This window comes from Streptomyces sp. NPDC046931, from assembly GCF_040644655.1.
Classification (GTDB): domain Bacteria; phylum Actinomycetota; class Actinomycetes; order Streptomycetales; family Streptomycetaceae; genus Streptomyces.
In genome coordinates, this window is sequence record NZ_JBEYWX010000006.1 from 326,372 (window position 1) to 342,252 (window position 15,881).

At 70.9% G+C, this 15,881-nt stretch carries 14 protein-coding genes; 8 read left to right on the forward strand and 6 right to left on the reverse strand.

The annotated features are described in order from the left end of the window. Window positions 1-219: 219 nt before the first annotated feature. A complete protein-coding gene (locus tag ABZ876_RS15200) occupies window positions 220-474 on the forward strand; it encodes a hypothetical protein (RefSeq protein ID WP_361779882.1) in 255 nt (84 codons plus the stop codon). 52 nt (window positions 475-526) lie between these two features. Here ABZ876_RS15200 and ABZ876_RS15205 read toward each other — a convergent pair whose 3' ends face one another. Next, window positions 527-979, reverse strand: a complete 453-nt coding sequence (locus ABZ876_RS15205) for a hypothetical protein (RefSeq protein ID WP_361779884.1) — start codon at window positions 977-979, stop codon at window positions 527-529. 159 nt (window positions 980-1,138) lie between these two features. On the opposite strand from ABZ876_RS15205, the gene ABZ876_RS15210 reads away from it, so the two are divergent. Then, window positions 1,139-1,429, forward strand: coding sequence for a hypothetical protein (locus ABZ876_RS15210; RefSeq protein ID WP_361779887.1), 291 nt, complete (start codon window positions 1,139-1,141; stop codon window positions 1,427-1,429). Here ABZ876_RS15210 and helR read toward each other — a convergent pair. Continuing rightward, window positions 1,416-3,563 carry an RNA polymerase recycling motor ATPase HelR gene (helR, locus tag ABZ876_RS15215; RefSeq protein ID WP_361779890.1) on the reverse strand — a complete coding sequence of 716 codons (2,148 nt, stop codon included), beginning with the start codon at window positions 3,561-3,563 and terminating at the stop codon, window positions 1,416-1,418. The two genes, ABZ876_RS15210 and helR, sit on opposite strands and share 14 nt — an antisense overlap. 4 nt (window positions 3,564-3,567) lie before the next feature. Further along, on the reverse strand, window positions 3,568-4,824 hold the full coding sequence (locus ABZ876_RS15220; protein ID WP_361779893.1) for a glycosyltransferase: 1,257 nt from the start codon (window positions 4,822-4,824) through the stop codon (window positions 3,568-3,570). 386 nt (window positions 4,825-5,210) lie between these two features. Between ABZ876_RS15220 and ABZ876_RS15225 the strand changes: the two genes are divergently transcribed. Then, a complete protein-coding gene (locus ABZ876_RS15225) occupies window positions 5,211-5,717 on the forward strand; it encodes a SigE family RNA polymerase sigma factor (protein ID WP_361779896.1) in 507 nt (168 codons plus the stop codon). Here the strand turns inward: ABZ876_RS15225 and ABZ876_RS15230 are convergent. Beyond that, a complete protein-coding gene (locus ABZ876_RS15230) occupies window positions 5,698-6,282 on the reverse strand; it encodes a hypothetical protein (protein ID WP_361779899.1) in 585 nt (194 codons plus the stop codon). The two genes, ABZ876_RS15225 and ABZ876_RS15230, sit on opposite strands and share 20 nt — an antisense overlap. Window positions 6,283-6,371: 89 nt before the next feature. On the opposite strand from ABZ876_RS15230, the gene ABZ876_RS15235 reads away from it, so the two are divergent. From ABZ876_RS15235 to ABZ876_RS15245, 3 genes are all read left to right on the forward strand, one after another. Beyond that, window positions 6,372-7,622: a bifunctional glycosyltransferase family 2/GtrA family protein gene (locus ABZ876_RS15235; RefSeq protein ID WP_361779902.1), complete on the forward strand. Its 1,251-nt coding sequence runs from the start codon at window positions 6,372-6,374 to the stop codon at window positions 7,620-7,622. Next, the gene (locus ABZ876_RS15240; protein ID WP_361779905.1) at window positions 7,619-8,968 is read left to right on the forward strand and encodes a hypothetical protein; all 1,350 of its coding nucleotides are present in this window, start codon (window positions 7,619-7,621) and stop codon (window positions 8,966-8,968) included. The genes ABZ876_RS15235 and ABZ876_RS15240 overlap by 4 nt, the downstream gene beginning before the upstream one ends. Before the next feature lie 304 nt (window positions 8,969-9,272). Further along, the gene (locus ABZ876_RS15245) at window positions 9,273-10,268 is read left to right on the forward strand and encodes a helix-turn-helix domain-containing protein (RefSeq protein ID WP_361779907.1); all 996 of its coding nucleotides are present in this window, start codon (window positions 9,273-9,275) and stop codon (window positions 10,266-10,268) included. Window positions 10,269-10,306: 38 nt separating this feature from the next. Here the strand turns inward: ABZ876_RS15245 and ABZ876_RS15250 are convergent, their stop codons facing one another. Then, complete coding sequence (locus tag ABZ876_RS15250; protein WP_361779910.1) at window positions 10,307-11,158, reverse strand: NmrA/HSCARG family protein; 852 nt, start codon at window positions 11,156-11,158, stop codon at window positions 10,307-10,309. A gap of 118 nt (window positions 11,159-11,276) precedes the next feature. Next, a complete protein-coding gene (locus ABZ876_RS15255) occupies window positions 11,277-11,531 on the reverse strand; it encodes a hypothetical protein (protein ID WP_361779913.1) in 255 nt (84 codons plus the stop codon). Between the two features lie 883 nt (window positions 11,532-12,414). Between ABZ876_RS15255 and ABZ876_RS15260 the strand changes: the two genes are divergently transcribed. Both ABZ876_RS15260 and ABZ876_RS15265 read left to right on the forward strand, forming a co-directional pair. Further along, entirely contained in the window at window positions 12,415-13,635 is a 1,221-nt protein-coding gene (locus ABZ876_RS15260) for a hypothetical protein (protein ID WP_361779916.1), read from the forward strand. Then, window positions 13,632-15,728, forward strand: coding sequence for a tetratricopeptide repeat protein (locus tag ABZ876_RS15265; RefSeq protein ID WP_361779919.1), 2,097 nt, complete (start codon window positions 13,632-13,634; stop codon window positions 15,726-15,728). Before ABZ876_RS15260 ends, ABZ876_RS15265 begins: the two co-directional genes overlap by 4 nt. Window positions 15,729-15,881: the final 153 nt, after the last annotated feature.

The following is a 15,881-nucleotide window of genomic DNA, read 5'->3' on the forward strand; positions in this document are numbered from 1 at the left end:
GGTGAGTCGGCCGCCGTGTGGGTCCCTGCTCACCGTGACGGGGCGGGGCGCTCCACCTGCTTCCAGCATGCAGGGGGCACCGGGCCACGGCGACTCGGATGCCGCCGTCCCGGTGAGCTCCCGCCGGCCGCCCTCACCGGACCTTCACACCCTCCGGCCGATGACCGAGGCGGCGGCGGGCACCCGGCGAAGCGTCGTCGCCCGGGAGGTGAGTGCCTTGTGATCGCGGTCGCCGTTCTGCTGCTGCCCGTGCTGGGGCTTGTGTTGTTCGCCATGGACCGCCTCGAGGACAGGCTGTTCGGCAGGCCGTCGGGCGCCCGCCACGCCCGTGGCCGACACCTGCGCCTGATCGGTGGAACCTCGGTCGAGCGGCGGCCCGGCGAGAGCTCCGGCACCGGTCGTCCCGCTACGGGGCGCTCCGCCGTCGGCCGTCGTGCCGCCGAACGGTGCGAGCGGCCCGCCGACGTGGCCTGACGGGGAAGAGGGCGACCGGGCGGCCGGTGGCCACGACCCTGTGCGCCGTGCGTCAACCGGAAGGCCAGGGCGGCCGCGCGGTGTGGTCCGGGTGGCCGTGCGTCCGGCGGGCTTCCTTCATCTCCGCCTCGTAGAGATGATCCCGCCCCGCCGCCAGCTCCTCCACGGCGCGTCGCTCGAGGTCCTTGAACGGCTGGTAGTACGTGTGGTCGTAGGCCTCGACGATCTGGAAGGTCCAGTGCCCCGGGATGACGTTGCGGCCCAGGATCTCCGTCCGCACCTTCTCGGCCCAAGCCGCGTGCCCCGCTCTGCGCAGCAGTTCCACCGCCCGGTCCAGCTCCAGGTCCGCGCCGCCGGTCAGCTGATGGAAGCTGTAGAGGTGACCTCTGGCCCGCTCGGTGGTCTCCAGCGCCTTCGAGAGCGAGCCGAGGGCCTCCACGGTTTCGTCGCTGACGCCCGGCGGGCGCTGATGAGCCGGATCCGGGCCGTCGTGATGGGCATCCATGATCTTGCCTGTCCCCCGTGCGGTGCGGTCCGTACCCGCCGCGGTTCGGCTCCTGCCCGATGGGCGTAGCGGCGCCCGCACTTCCACCCGGACGGCCATGGCCGTCCGGGTGCCGGCGCTCGCCGTGACGTGTGCCGTCGCGCGGGAAGGGTCCGCCTCATGAGAAGGAAGCAGACCGTGCCCGGGACGCCGGTGCCGGCGGTGGAGTTCCTGGCCTCTCAGGAGATCACCCAGACACAGTGCCGCAAGTGCGGCAGCGAGGTCTCCGGGGTGAACGGCCGCTACGCCCGCGGAGTGTGCGGGTGGGTCAACCACTGGAGCGAGGGGCACAACGAGCTGCCGACCGCCGCGGACGAGGACACCGAGGCGTGCAGCAGTGACCGCCCGCCTCGGCGCCGCCGGGCCCCCAGGGAGCCCGACTTTCGCGCGACGTCCTCTAGGAGCTCGTGAGGACGACGAGTTGCCGGGTCGCCCGGGTCATCGCGACATAGCGGTCGACGGCTCCTTCGATGCCGTCGCCGAACTCCTCCGGGTCGACCAGGACGACCAGGTCGAACTCCAGGCCCTTCGACAACTCCGGGGTCAGCGACAGGACACGGGGCGTCGCCCGGAACGTGGGGTCGCCGATGACACAGGCGACCGAGTCGGCATGTGCGGCGAGCCAGGCGTCGAGGACCGAGTCCAGGTCCGATACGGATCCTTGGGCGACGGGGACGCCGTTGCTGCGGATGGAGGTCGGCACGTTGGCGTCCGGCAGTACGGCCCGGATGACGGGCTCTGCTTCCGCCATGATTTCCGCCGGCGTCCGGTAGTTGATGCTCAGGGAGGCCAGGCTGATCCGATCCAGCCCGATCCGCTCGAGCCGTTCCTGCCATGACTCGGTGAACCCGTGCCTGGCCTGGGCACGATCCCCGACGATGGTGAAGCTCCGGGACGGGCACCGGAGCAGCAGCATCTGCCACTGCGCGTCGGTCAGTTCCTGAGCCTCGTCCACGATGATGTGCGCGAAGGGGCCGGCGAGCAGATCCGGTTCGGTGCCGGGCAGTGCGGTCTCGTCGACGAGGCTTTCCCGAAGGTCCCGTCCGCGCAGCATCGTCACCGCGCCTTCACCGTCGTCGTCGGCCGCCAGCACGTCGTCGATGACGACGGCCATGCGCTCGCGTTCGGCGGCTGCGGAGGCCTCCTGACGGCGCTTGCGTCGCGACGCCTCCGGGTCGCCGAGCCGCTGCCGTGCCGCGTCCAGGAGCGGCAGGTCGGACACCGTCCAGGCGTGGGCGTCCGCGCGCTGAAGCCTTCGGACGTCGTCGGGGGTGAGCCAGGGAGCACACATCCGCAGGTAGGCGGGTACCGACCAGAGGTCGCCGACGAGGTCAGCCGCTTCGAGCAGCGGCCACGCGCGGTTGAAGGCCGTGAGCAGCTCCCTGTTCTTCGTCAGCGACGTGCGGAGCAGGTCGGCCGGGGCATCGCCGTCGTGTTTGTCCACCAGGATCGTGAGGAGCTCCTCCCAGATCTGGTCGCGCGCTTCGTTGTGCGGAGTACCGGGCTCTGCCGCTTCGAACGCAACGGCCCAGTCTTCGGCGCTCAGCCGGATGTCGGACCAGTGGGTGGTGACCGACATCCCCTCGGTGGGCGGCTCCTCGTAGAACCTGACGGCCGTCTCGACGGCCTTCACCAGGTTGGCGGACGCCTTCAGGCGGGCCACCTCCGGGTCCGCCTCGACCCCTGCCGCCGCTCCCTCGGCGACGAGGTCCCGCAGGGTGCAGGTCTGCACGCCCTCCTCTCCGAGGCTGGGGAGGACGTCGGAGACGTAGCTCAGATACGGCTGGTGAGGACCGACGAACAGCACGCCGCCGCGGCGGTGACCGAGGCGAGGGTCGGAGTAGAGGAGGTAGGCGGCGCGGTGCAGGGCGACGACGGTCTTCCCCGTACCCGGACCGCCGTCGACGACCAGGGCACCGCGGGATCCGGCGCGGATGATGGCGTCCTGGTCGGCCTGGATGGTGCCGAGCACGTCTCGCATCCGTGGCGACCGGTTGCTGCCCAGGCTGGCGATGAAGGCGGACTGGTCGTCGAGTGCGGCGTGCCCCGCAAAGCCGTCCGAGGTGAACACCTCGTCCCAGTAGTCGCTGACCCGGCCGCCGCTCCAGCGATACCTGCGGCGGCTGGCCAGACCCATCGGGCTGGCGTGGGTGGCTCCGAAGAAGGGCTCGGCAGCGGGGGAGCGCCAGTCGAGCAGCAGCCGGCGACCGGAGCTGTCCTTGAGGCCCAGTCGTCCGACGTACACGGGCTCGGGATCGTCCGTGCCGACCATGCGTCCGAGGCACAGGTCCAGACCGAAGCGACGCAGTGCGCGCAGGCGGGCGGTCAGCCGGTGGATCTCAAGGTCGCGGTCCATCGCCTGCCGGCCCACGCCGCCGGGCGCCCTGCGCTCGGCGGCGAGGCGGTCGGACAGATCGGCGACCGATTGTTCGAGGCACCGGGCGATGGCCGCGAAGTGCTGCTCGTCGTCGGCGATCAACCTCGGGTCGGCCTTGGGGGAGAGGCGGTCGTGAAGGTCGAAAGCGCTGGTGGTCAGGGGGCTCACGGCATCAGCTCCGCTCTGCGGCCGCTCGCGACCGCGCGGGCACTCGCGGCCTTTCCCGGCTGATCGTGTCGAGCAGCAGCCTCGCGGCCACCGCCGCTCCATCGGTGTGGACCATGCCGGCCACGGCGGTCGCCCGTGCGCGGGTCTCGGGGGCCAGGGCCGTGCTGAGCGCGGCCGACAGGGACTCGAAGGTCGGAGTCGGACCGTCATGTGCCGCGCCGATGCCCAGGTCGGCCACCCGGCCGGCCCAGTACGGCTGGTCCGCCGCCTGAGGTACGACCACCTGGGACGCGCCGGCCCGGGTGGCCGTCGTCGTGGTGCCCGCGCCGCCGTGGTGCACGACGGCGGCTACCCGGGCGAACAGCGCCTGCTGGTTGACCTCGCCAACGATGAAGCAGTCGTCCCGGTCGTCGATCAGGGCCAGGTCGGCCCAGCCGCGGGCGACGACCACCCTGCGGCCCTGCGCTCGGACCGCCTCGATGGCCACCTGGGCGACGTCCGTCGAAGCGAGCATGGGCATGCTGCCGAAGCCCACGTACACCGGTGGTGTGCCTGCGTCCAGGAACGCCATCAACGCGGCCGGGAGCGGGTGAACGTCGGGCAGGATCCATGCGCCGGTCTGGACGACGTCGAGGCCCGGCGTCTCCTGCCACGGGTCCAGGACCGGGTCCGTCGCCAGCCACGGCTGGTCGCCGATGACATAGGCGCGGACGTCGTCCACGGGTGGCAGGCCGTGCGCCACCCGGTTCGAGTTGAGCGCCTCGCCGAACAGCGCGTTGACGCTCCGGGCGTCCAGGTCCCACAGCGCCCGGTTGTCGGTCACCTCCGGCGGGAACGGCCGGCCCGGATACGCAAGCGGCGGGCGGTGCGGTGACGGCAGGGTGAGCTGCTGGAAGGTCACGGACACGGAGCGGATGCCCAGTTTCTCGGCCACCGACCGCGCGGCGGCCGCAGCCGGCATCACACCGGTCGCCACCAGCGCGTCGCATCCCTCGGCCGCCTCGGTGACCCCGTCGAACTGGCCGGCAGTCAACACGGCCGCGCGCTGGGGCAGGGATGACGGCGGCGCCGGCGCGGTCGTCAGTTCGCGCGCCGACGGGCCGACCGGCACCAGCGGCACGCCGACGCCGGCCAACCGCCGCGCGAAGTCCTCGTCCAAAGGTGCGCACACGCGCACCTCCGCGCCGAGTGCCCGCAGCCGCACCGCGAGCCCCACCAGCGGTTCGACGTCCCCGCGCGACCCATAGGTAGACAACAGCACACGCACTTCGTGACTTCCCCATTTCCGCAGGTCCTGGCTTCGGCCGACGATTCTGCGGCAGGACGGGGGCCTTGCCGCAAGCCCCCCGGTGCGCTATACGTTGAGAGTGGAAAGGAGCGGGACCTCCTTTCCTTTTCTTTTTGCCGTCCGCTGCGGACGGACGGCCCCTCGCGAAGCGGCGGCGCGCCGCGTACGGCCGTGGCCGTACGTTCTCCGCCGCGCGCTCCCAGGGCCCGGCTCCCTCGACGACTCGACCGGATTCCAAGCGGGTCTGCGGCAGGAGCGGCATCGGCGTGACGTGGATCACGCGCAATGGGTGCATAGCGAGGCGCGTCCCAATGCCTTCCCTATGAGTGCAAGGAACTGGTGAGGGCGGGACGGTGCGGATGGTGCAGACGGGGGCCGACGGGTTCGACGGGTTCGTGACGGCCCGTTGGCCGGCGTTGTTCCATCTTTCGCGCCTGCTCTGCGGAGGTGATCGGCATCGGGCCGAGGATCTGTTGCAGGAGGCCCTGGTCAAACTCTGGTTCGCCTGGCCGAAGGTGGCCGACGAGGCGCCGGAGGCCTACGTACGGAAGATCCTGGGGCGGGCGGCCGCGCGCTCCGCCCGGCGGCGGTGGTGGGGTGAGCGCCCTGTGGACCGGCTGCCCGAGCCGGCTCAGGCGGGGGACATGTCGGCCGCCGTGGCGGAACGCTCGCGATTGGAGGCCGCACTGGCCCAGTTGACGCCACGTCAGCGCGCCGCGGTGGTGCTGCGGTACTACCAGGACCTGTCCGAGAAGCAGGTCGCCGCTGTGCTGGGCGTCCCGGTGGGCACCGCTCGTTCCCACGCCTCACGGGGCGTGGCGCGGCTGCGTCAGATCCTGGCCGATGTCATCGATCCGGTGGGATGAGGGAATCCATGGACCACTTCGAACAGGAGTTGGCGCGGATGATGCGCGACTCCCAGGAGTACATCCCCTTCGCATCGGAGCAGCGGGAGCGCCTCCGGGAGGGCGTACGGGCCCGTCGGCGGCTTCGGGCGGCGACGGCGGCCGGCGGCTCCGTTCTCCTGGTCGCCGGGCTGACGGTCGGCTTGTTCCTGCTGCCGAAGGGGCCTGCCGTGGACCAGCCCCAGGGTCCCCTGACACGGCCCGGAACGGGCTCGTCGTCCTCACCCGCGCCGAGTGTCACCTCGTCACCGACGGTGTCCTCGACCCAGTCCGATGTACCGGCCACCCCGACCGGCTCCGGTACCACCGGCGGCTCCTCGCCCCCGTCCATGTTCCCCTCCGGCTCGGGGAATCCGACGTCCCTCCCCCCGAATCCGCCCGAGACCACGGTCAGCGCACCGGCGACCTCCACCGTCACCCAGAGCACACGGACGGCGGGGTCCTCGGTGTCCTCACCACCGGTGGGCTCGCACAGCTCCGGATAGCCGGGGCCGGCGCGTTTCGCCGGCCCCGGCCCCGGCCTCACCCCCACCCCTTCATCAGCGACCCGTGATCGCACGGCTGCCATGAATACCTTCGGCATGCCCTGCGCCAGAACGCATAACCGGACAGACAATGACACATGCCATACCTGCCGCCCGGACCGATCGGTTGCCGCTGCGGACACCACTGCCCGCTCACCACCCGGAGCCCGTCCTGGACGTAGTCGTCCCCGTGTTCAACGAGGAGACCGATCTGGAGCCGAGCGTGCGGCGCCTCCACGCGCATCTGCGGGCGACGTTCCCCTATCCGTTCCGCATCACGGTCGCCGACAACGCGAGTACCGACGACACCCCGCGCATCGCCGCCCGGCTGGCCGCCGAACTGCCGGAGACGGAGTGGATACGGCTGGCGGAGAAGGGGCGCGGCCGGGCGCTCCGCGCCGCGTGGTCGTCCTCTTCGGCCCCGGTGCTCGCGTATGTGGACGTCGACCTGTCCACCGAACTGACCGCGCTGCTCCCCCTGGTCGCCCCGCTGATCTCCGGGCACTCGGACATCGCCATCGGGACGCGGCTGGCCCGAGGCTCCACCGTCGTGCGCGGTCCCAAGCGGGAGATCATCTCCCGCTGCTACAACGTTCTCCTGCGCTCCACCCTGGCCGTGGGCTTCTCCGACGCGCAGTGCGGTTTCAAAGCGGTGCGGCGGGATGTCGCCGAGCGGCTGCTGCCGTTGGTGAAGGACACGGGATGGTTCTTCGACACCGAGCTGCTGGTGATCGCCGAACGGGCCGGGCTACGCATCCACGAGGTGCCCGTCGACTGGGTGGACGACCCCGACAGCAGGGTCGACATCCTGTCCACGGTCCTGGCCGACCTGCGCGGCATCGCCAGGGTCGGCCGGGCACTGGCCCGCGGCACGCTTCCGATGGCCGGGCTGCGCCGGAGCGGAGCCGGCGCGCCACCTGGCGGACTGGCCGCCCAGATGGCGCGGTTCGCCGCCGTGGGAGCGCTGAGCACCGTGGGGTATCTGCTGCTCTACACGGCCCTGCGTCCGGCGGCGGACCCCCAGGCCGCCAACGCCCTGGCGCTGCTGATCTGCGCCTTCGCCAACACGGCCGCGAACCGGCGGCTCACCTTCGGGATGCGCGGCCGGGGCGCGATACGCCATCACGCCAAGGGCCTGGCGGTCTTCGCCGTCGGTCTGGCACTCACCAGCGGCTCACTCGCCGTGCTGCGCCACGCGGCGCCCCATGTCGCGCGCCCCTTCGAGCTCATGGTGCTCGTCGCCGCCAATCTGGCCGCGACGCTGCTGCGTTTCCTCCTCTTCCGGTCCTGGGTGTTCCCCGCCCGCTCCCGTGCCGACCAGGCGGGAGACACGACCTCATGACCAACCAGGCACCCGCGGACAGCCACGGCACCGCTCCCGCGGGATTCCCCGCACTCGTCCCCACGGAACCTGACGCCCGGGCCTTCCCGGCCTCCTTCGCGCCGGTGGCCGTCCGCGACCGGTGGCGACGGCTGCGCCGAGCGGCGCGGCACCACGTCCCCGTGCTTGTGCTGTACGGCACGCTCAAGTCGATCGGCTTCGCCGTCTTCCTGCTTCTGCTGCACTCCGCCGGTGACTATCGGCGGAAGCATCCTCGCTTCGGCGGCGGCGCCCACCCCTGGGACGTGCTCGCCACGTGGGACGGCTGGTGGTACCAGCAGGTCGCCGCGCACGGATACCACCCGGCGCTCGTCCCGGTTCCCGGAGCCACCGGCCTCATCACCATCGAAGGCAACTCGGCAGCGTTCTTCCCCCTCTATCCGGCCCTGATGCGGCTGGTCTCCGAGTGCACCGGCCTCGGCCTGTACGGCGCCGGCCTCCTGGTCTCCGTCGTCGCCTCGTTCGTGGCCGCCCTCGGGATCTACGCCGTCACCGCCCGGCTCGGCGGAAGGCGGGCCGGGCTGGCCGCGGCCGGACTGTGGGCCGTATGGCCGGGTTCCGGCATGGAGTGGTCCGTCTACTCGGAATCCCTCTACGTCGCCCTCGCCGCCTGGGCCTGCCATGCCGTCATGAGCCGCCGATGGCTCACCGCCGGGCTCCTCACCTGCGCGGCGGGCCTCACCCGCCCCACCGCCGCGGCGCTCATCGCGGCTCTCACCGTCGCCGCGCTGCTCACCCTTCTACGGCAGCGAGCCGAATTCCCGCTGCGGGCACGGCCCCGGCAATGGAACGCCGTGCTGCGCCCGTCGGCGGCCATCGCGATCGCCCCGCTCGGCCTGCTCGGCTATCTGCTCTGGGTCGGCAACCGAATGGGCGATCTCGGCGGCTACTTCAAGCTGCAGGAGGGCGCCTGGGCCCACAAGTTCGACTACGGTGCCTACACACTCAAGGTGTTCGAGTCAGTGCCCGTGGGCCACTTCTCGTACCTCTTCGCGTTCCCGTACGCCGACATCGTGAGCGTGGGCACCGTCGTGCTGGCGCTGCTGCTGATCCCGACGCTGATCCGGCTGCGCCCCCCGGCCGTACTGGTCGTCCACACCGTGCTCACCCTCGCCCTGGTCCTGGGCAGCCAGCAGATATTCGCCAACGTCTCCCGCTATCTGCTCCCCGCCTTCCCGCTCTTCATCCCGCCGGCCCTCGCCATGCGCGGCCTCGGAGCGCGTTCGCGGTTCACGGTGCTAGCCCTCGCCGCTGTGGCCTCAGGCTCCTACGCGGGATACGTCCTCTTCGAACTCGGCGTCCCGTGAGACCCGGGGGCGTCGGAGCCAGGCGCAGCCCGCGGATCTCCCCCCCGGACTCCTCGGGCCGCGCCTGGCAGGCGCAGGCGGGCCGCGGTCGCCCCCGCGGCCCGCCTGGTATGGCCACTGGGGGTCATCCTTGCCGCCCCTGTCTCTGCGGGTCATTGACGTACAGCGCAAGGACGGTTGACGTTCCGCGCACCGGCTGTCCTTGACGCGTAAACCACTTCCCCGGGCGGTTCACGGTGCCCGACGATGCACGGACGGGTGAAGCGGCGCCGCGGCGGCTGCCGAGACGGGAAGGGCCCGAAAGGTGATCACTCTCTCCAGCCGGGAGCTGCCGGCAGCGGAGCGGTTCGGCTGGTTCTGCGAGCTGGTGGCCCGCGACATGGCACCGCACGACCTCATCACCGAGCACGTCTCGGACTTTCCCGCCTCGGCGACGCTGTTGTCGCTGGGGGACCGCATCGGTGTCTCCAGTGTCGAGTTCCCCACCATGCAGTCGATACGCACACGGCGCCTCATCGGGCGTTCCGACCCCGAACTGTGGGTGCTGGCCCTGGTCGTCAAAGGGCGCATGCAGCGGGAGCAGGGCGGTAACCATGTCGACCCGTGCCCGGGTGACCTGGTGCTCTACGACACCTCGCAGCCGTACTGGGCATCGATCGCCACCGACGACGTGGCCCAGTCCATCGTGCTGCATCTGCCTCGGCACACGCTGCCCGTTCCGGAGCAGGCACTGCGCCGGCTGGTGGCCACCGCACTGCCCTCCCGGTCCGGTGTCGGTGCTCTGCTGAGCGGGCTGCTCAGCGGGCTCGTCGAGCAGGGGCCGAACCTCGAGGCCGGTCAGACGCCCCGGCTGGCCTCCGCTGTGGTCGACCTGGCCACCGCGTTTCTGACGAGCCTGTCCGGGGCCGACGGACCGGAGACCGGTGCGGCGCGGAAGGCGGCACAACTGCATCAGATCAAGTCCTTCATCCGGGCCCGGCTCGGTGAGCCGGGGCTCACTCCCACGGATGTCGCCGCCGCCCACCACATCTCGCTGCGCGCCTTGCAGTACCTGTTCCGCGAGGACGGCAGGACGGTCGGGCAATTCATCCGCGAGCAACGCCTGGAGCGCTGCCGGGCCGACCTCACCGATCCCCGGATGGCCGGCCGCAGCGTCGCCGCGATCGCGATCCGCGCCGGATTCTCCGATGCCGCCACCTTCAGCCGGGTCTTCAAGGCACACTACGGAACGCCCCCGGGCGAATACCGGCGAAGCCATGGCGAGCCGCACCAGCGGAACGCCGCCGGGCGGCCCGGCTGAGGTCCCCTTCCGACTCGGTGGCCGCCGTCCCGGCCGCGTCAGCGGGCACCCGCGAACGCACGCCGCGCCCAGTCGGTGAAGCTCGTCCAGTGGATCTCCGGATGGGCCTCGCGCAGAGCGGGGATGTCGACGCGGTAGCCGGGGCCGTTCAGAAACGTCCACATCGCATGCATGTCCGGACTGCCGATCGCCGTCAGCGGTACCTGGTGATGGCGGACTTCACGGCCCAGGACCTCGCTCAACGTCGCAGCCATCCGGGCGGGCGTGGGCGCGTCACCGGCCAGCTCGATACGCTGCCCGGTGTACGCGCCGGGGTGCAGCAGCACCTCGGCCGCGAAGGCGCCGAGATCGGGGCGGGCAAGTTGCTGCAAGGGCCGGTCAGGCGGCAGCGGCAGCTCGAGCACCCCGCCGAGGATGCGCTCCGCTCCGCCCAGGGCGTTGTCGAAGAAGTACGTCGGCCCCAGAATCGTGTACGGCACATCGCCCGAGATCAGCTCGGCCTCAACCCGTGCCTTGCTGTCGAAATGCGGTACCCCGCTGTCCTGGTCGGCACCCGCCACCGAGCTGAACACGAGGTGCGGTACGCGCTGTTCGTACGCGGCGCTCAGGATCGCCCGGCCCTGGGCCACCTCGGCCTCCACGCCGGACTCGAAGGGGGTGGTGAACGCGAACACTCCCGCCACCCCGGTCATCGCCGAGGCCAGCGATTCGGGATCGGTCAGGGACCCCGCCACGACCTCGACGCCCCGGTCGGCCAGTGCACGCGCGGCCGGCTGCCCGGGATCCCGTACCAGCGCCCGGACGGGGACCCCGCGCCCCACCAGGGCGTCGGTCACGGCGCTGCCCTGCCCGCCGGTTGCCGCAAGCACCAGCATCGGCTCCTTGGCCACCGGGAACTCCTCTCTTCACCGGGGAGGCGTGGTGACGGGTCGTCAGCGACCGCAACGCTACCCCGACCGTGACCGGCCGACGGCGACCGCAACGCACGGGTTGCGGCCACGGAGGCCCTCAGCCCTCATCGGGCGGCTCGGCGGCCTCCCCGCCGCTCCACAGCCGCCAGGTGCACCACAGCCACGACAGCGCGAAGGCCGCCTGCAGGCCGAGCAGCAGGACGAGTTGCCGAACGTCGGCGTCGTGGCCCACCAGAGCCATGAACAGACAGAGCGTCCAGGTCGCCGTACCCACCGCGTAGACGTCGTGCAGCCGGCGCAGTTGCTCCGCATACGCGCCGCGCGATGCGGGAGAAGCCGTTTCGGAAGTCATGCGCAGCCGGTACCCCCCGAGGGACCTCGCATGGCAGGTCGCGGATACAAGGTGAACGGCGCGTAGCGTTCCCGGGCGCCGAGCGACGGTGCCACCAGTCGCCGTCGCTCTGCACACCGGCCCCGACGACGCTGTTTCCCTCTGAGAAGACCTCCGCCCCCCCGCCCGCATGCACAAGGTCCGCACAGCTTCGGCGCAGGTTCACGCGAACGAGAAGTAACGGCGTCCGAAACTCGGACGCCGCATTCTCATCGCTGTCGCCGAATACCTTTGCACCGCCGCGCGCTTCGGACGCTCCGAACCGCCGACCGCTTTGCCGGCCGTTTCGTGAGCCGTATCCGCCGGAAAACGGAATCCGGCGACGACGCGTTCCATGGCGGAGCAGCGAGCGGATTCCCTGGTTCCGTGCCGGCCGAGTGGTCCTCTGATGTGGGAAGAGCGTTGTCGCCGTGTTCTGGCAACGATGTCTGCGGCCAGATGGCGACGGAATCCGTTGCCGGCAGCGGATTCCTTTCCCCATGCGCCCGTTGAATCGTTTCCCGGCATCGTTGTCTTCCGCGTGGAACGTGGCGCACGTACCGAATGGCTCGAACCCGACCTTGTGTTTGCGGGCCGGTGGCCACACTTTTGATTGCCGTCGGCCAACGGTCGGCGAACATCCGATGAGAGGGGATCCGTGATGAAGTCGACTCTCGCAATGCGCAAGAAGTCCGGTGTCAAGAAGATTGCCGTGCGTCGTGCCGGCGACGTGCGGCTGACGTCGGCCGCCTGTCAGTGCCCGTACAGCGCCAACGCGTAACAGCACACACGCTCCTGAATTGCGCTCGGGTGCGCCGGCTGTCGGCGCACCCGGGTTGCCTGCGCCGGCCGTAGGGGAGGGGCTGTGGCCGATGGCGGCCTGTTCTTGCACGAGTTGAGTTTCGTTCCCGAAGGCGACGACGTGGTGGTCGGTCGGCTCGACACCGGTTCCTACGCGGTGTTCCCGTCCGACGGGGCGGAGTTGCTGAAGCGGCTTGCGCAGGGCATGCCCCTGAGGGCCGCGGCCGACTGGTACGAGTCGGTCTTCGACGAGCCGGTCGATCTGGACGACTTCGTGGCCACGCTGGAGGAGCTCGGCTTCGTCCGCGAGGACGGGGAGCCGCCGCCGGACGACGCTCCGCCTGCGCCCGTGCGCCTGCGCCGGCTGGGGCGCGCCGTCTTCTCCCTGCCCGCGTGGGGGTGCTACCTGGCCGTGGCCGGCGGCTGGGCCTGGGCCGTGGCCGGACATACGGACCTGGCCCCGCACCCGTCCCAGATCTTCTTCGTGCACTCGCTCCTCGTGGTCCAGTTGGTGATCACCTTCGGTCAGGTGCCCCTGCTGCTGCTCCACGAGGGCTTCCACATCCTCGCCGGACGCCGTCTGGGTCTGCCGACCCGGCTGCGGCTGAGCAACCGCCTGACCTACATCGTGGCCGAGACGCAGATCAACGGTCTGCTGAGTGTGCCCCGCGCGAAACGCTACCTTCCGTTTCTCGCGGGAGTCGTGTGCGACGGTGTGGTCCTGGGCGCGCTCGGACTCGTGGCCGACGCGACACGGAACGCGGACGGATCCTTCTCCCTCACCGCGCGGGTCTGCCTTGCCCTGGCGTTCACCGTAGGGGTCCGCGTTCTCTGGCAGTTCCAGCTCTATTTGCGCACCGACCTCTACTATGTGGCGGCCACCGCATGGAACTGCTATGACCTCCACGACGCCGGCATGACGCTCCTGAAGAACCGTATGTGGCGCCTGCTGGGGCGCTCCGACCGTGTGGTGGACGAGGAGAAGTGGACGCCGCGGGACCGGCGCGTAGGAAAATTCTACGGCCCTTTCATCGTGCTCGGATACGGAACGCTGGCCGGCATCACCGCTTTCGTCAGCATTCCGGTGACGATTCAATATTTTACTATTGCCCGTCAGGCCGTCGGCTCCGGTCACGTCAATGCGGCTTTCTGGGACGCCGTGCTGTCCCTGTGCATGAACATCGCCCAGGTGGTTGCCCTCGTCGTGCTGTCGAGGCGAAAGCGCCGGGAGAAAAGGCTCTCCCCATCCCACACGTCCCCTTCGACGGAGGTTGAACTCGCATGATGGGCCATCTCCGGATCGTGGGCGACAGGCGGGCAGACCGCCTCCGCCTCATCCGAACCCGTACCGGAAGGGCACTGGTGGTCCGCTGTCACCAGCGTCTGCGCGGCCCCTACACCGGCATCGACACCGTGCTGCGGGCCGTGCTTCCCGAGGCCCACCGGCGCTGGCCCGAACTCGTCGAAGCCCACCGGGTGGAACTGCTCTACGGCATGCCGGAGTTGGCGCAGCTCATCGGCCCGCCCCCGCGTACGCTGGCCGACGAGGCCCCGTTCAAGGAGCGCACCCGCTTCTTCGGCTCCGGAATGATCCGCTGTATGAGTCAGGGCATCGTCACCTTCCTCCTCGACTATGCGCGCCGGACCCATGCCGACACCGACTCCCCCCTCGAGCTGGCCTTCGAGGAGGTCCACGCCGCGGAAGCCACCACCCGGGAACTGCTGGCCCTGCTGATGCGCCGGGCGGATCCCCGCCTGCTGCGGGTGGTGGTCTCCACGACCGCCGACGCACTGTCCGGCGAACTGAAGGCCGCGCTCGCCGCCACGACCACCACCCTGCGTGCGCCCTCGGCCGACCGCGAGCCGGACGGGCACCGCAGTCCGCTCGAGTGGGCGTCCGCGTACGTGGACAGTGACTGCACCGACGACGACCCCCAGGCGGTGCGCGGGTACCAGGAGGCCGATCGGGAGACGGTCGCCCGACTGCACGATCGGCGTGCCGACAGCCTGGAGGACACGGCGAGTTGGGGCGTGCGGATGGGAGCGATCGCCTACCACCGCGAACGCGGCAGCGACCCGACGGGAGCGGGACGGACCGCTCTGCTCGCGGCCCAGCGCCATGCGGTCGCCACCGGCTTCTCCGCCGCCGTGGTGGACCTGGGCCTGCGCGGCCGGGGCGTGAGCGACCCTGGCGTCCACGAGCACGACTACTGGGAGTTCACCCGGGAGGCGGCCGCGGCGTGCATCCCGATCGGGCGGCTGGACGAGTCCATGGAGCTGTACCGGGACCTGCTGCGCCGCTTCACCAATCCCAAGATCCACATGATGACCAGCTATGCGATCGCCATGCTGCACACCCGCTTCCTGCGACCACGCGACCACGAACTCGCCTTGCAGTGGCAGCACAACGCGGTCGCCATCGCGGGCCTCCTTCCCGACCCGGCCGAACGCCTGACCTTCAGTGTCTTCCACGACAACGGCCTGGCCCTCGTCGAGATGCACCGCGGCAACCGCACCCGCGCCCTCGAGATCGTGGAATCGTGCATCGCCCGGCTCGACGAGGCGATGGACGACGGGCAGTGGGTCCTGCACCGCTCCCAGTTGCTGTACAACCGGGCCCGCCTGCTGGTCGCGCTGGGCCGGGCGGAAGAGGCGCACGCCGACTACACCCGGCTCGTCGACCTCGATCCCTACTACACCGACTATCTTTCGGAGCGCGCCCGGATCTCCCGCGACCGCGGTGACTTCGACGCGGCCCTGGCCGACTACGACCGCGCCGTGCAACTGGCGCCCCCGTTCCCCGAGTTGTTCTACAACCGGGGCACCGCCCGGGCTCAGACCGGCGATCTCCGTGGCGCGCTGGACGACTTCTGCCATGTGCTGGAGATGGAGCCCTCGGACCTGGACACCCGTGTCGCCAGGGCGGAGCTGCTGCTGGAGACGGGTGACCTCGACGGCGCCGAGGCGGACGCGGACACCGGGCTGACCCTCCACCCGGGGGAGGTGCAACTGCTGTGCCTCAAGGGCATCGTGCTCTTGCAGCGCGAGGACTTCGAGGAGGCCCTTGGGGCTTTCGACGCCGCCCTGGAGCGAGACCCGCGCTACCCCGCCGCGCTGGTCAACCGGGCCGTAGTGCACTATCGCCAGTCCCGGCACGGCAGGGCCGTCGCGGACCTGACCGCCGCACTCGAGGTCGTCGGCAACGACCCGGACGTCCTTCTCAACCGAGGCATCGCCCACCTCGCCGACGGCCGAGCGGATCTGGCACGGGCGGACTTCGACCATGCACTCACGCTCCCCGATGCGGACGTCGACGAACTCCACCGCCACCGGGAGCTGTGCGATGCGGCCGGAGCGTCCTCACGCGTTGGGTCATGACACCGTGAGCAAGGCCCGGTAGCCGCCCGCGCAAGGCGGCCGGCACGACGGCCGCGGCCGCTGTCGCTCGTTGTCGGCGGCAGCGGCCGCGGCCGTGCGTCAGCCGGTGGGGGAGAGCCGGTCAGGCTCCCACGACACCGGAGGCGTTGGGGC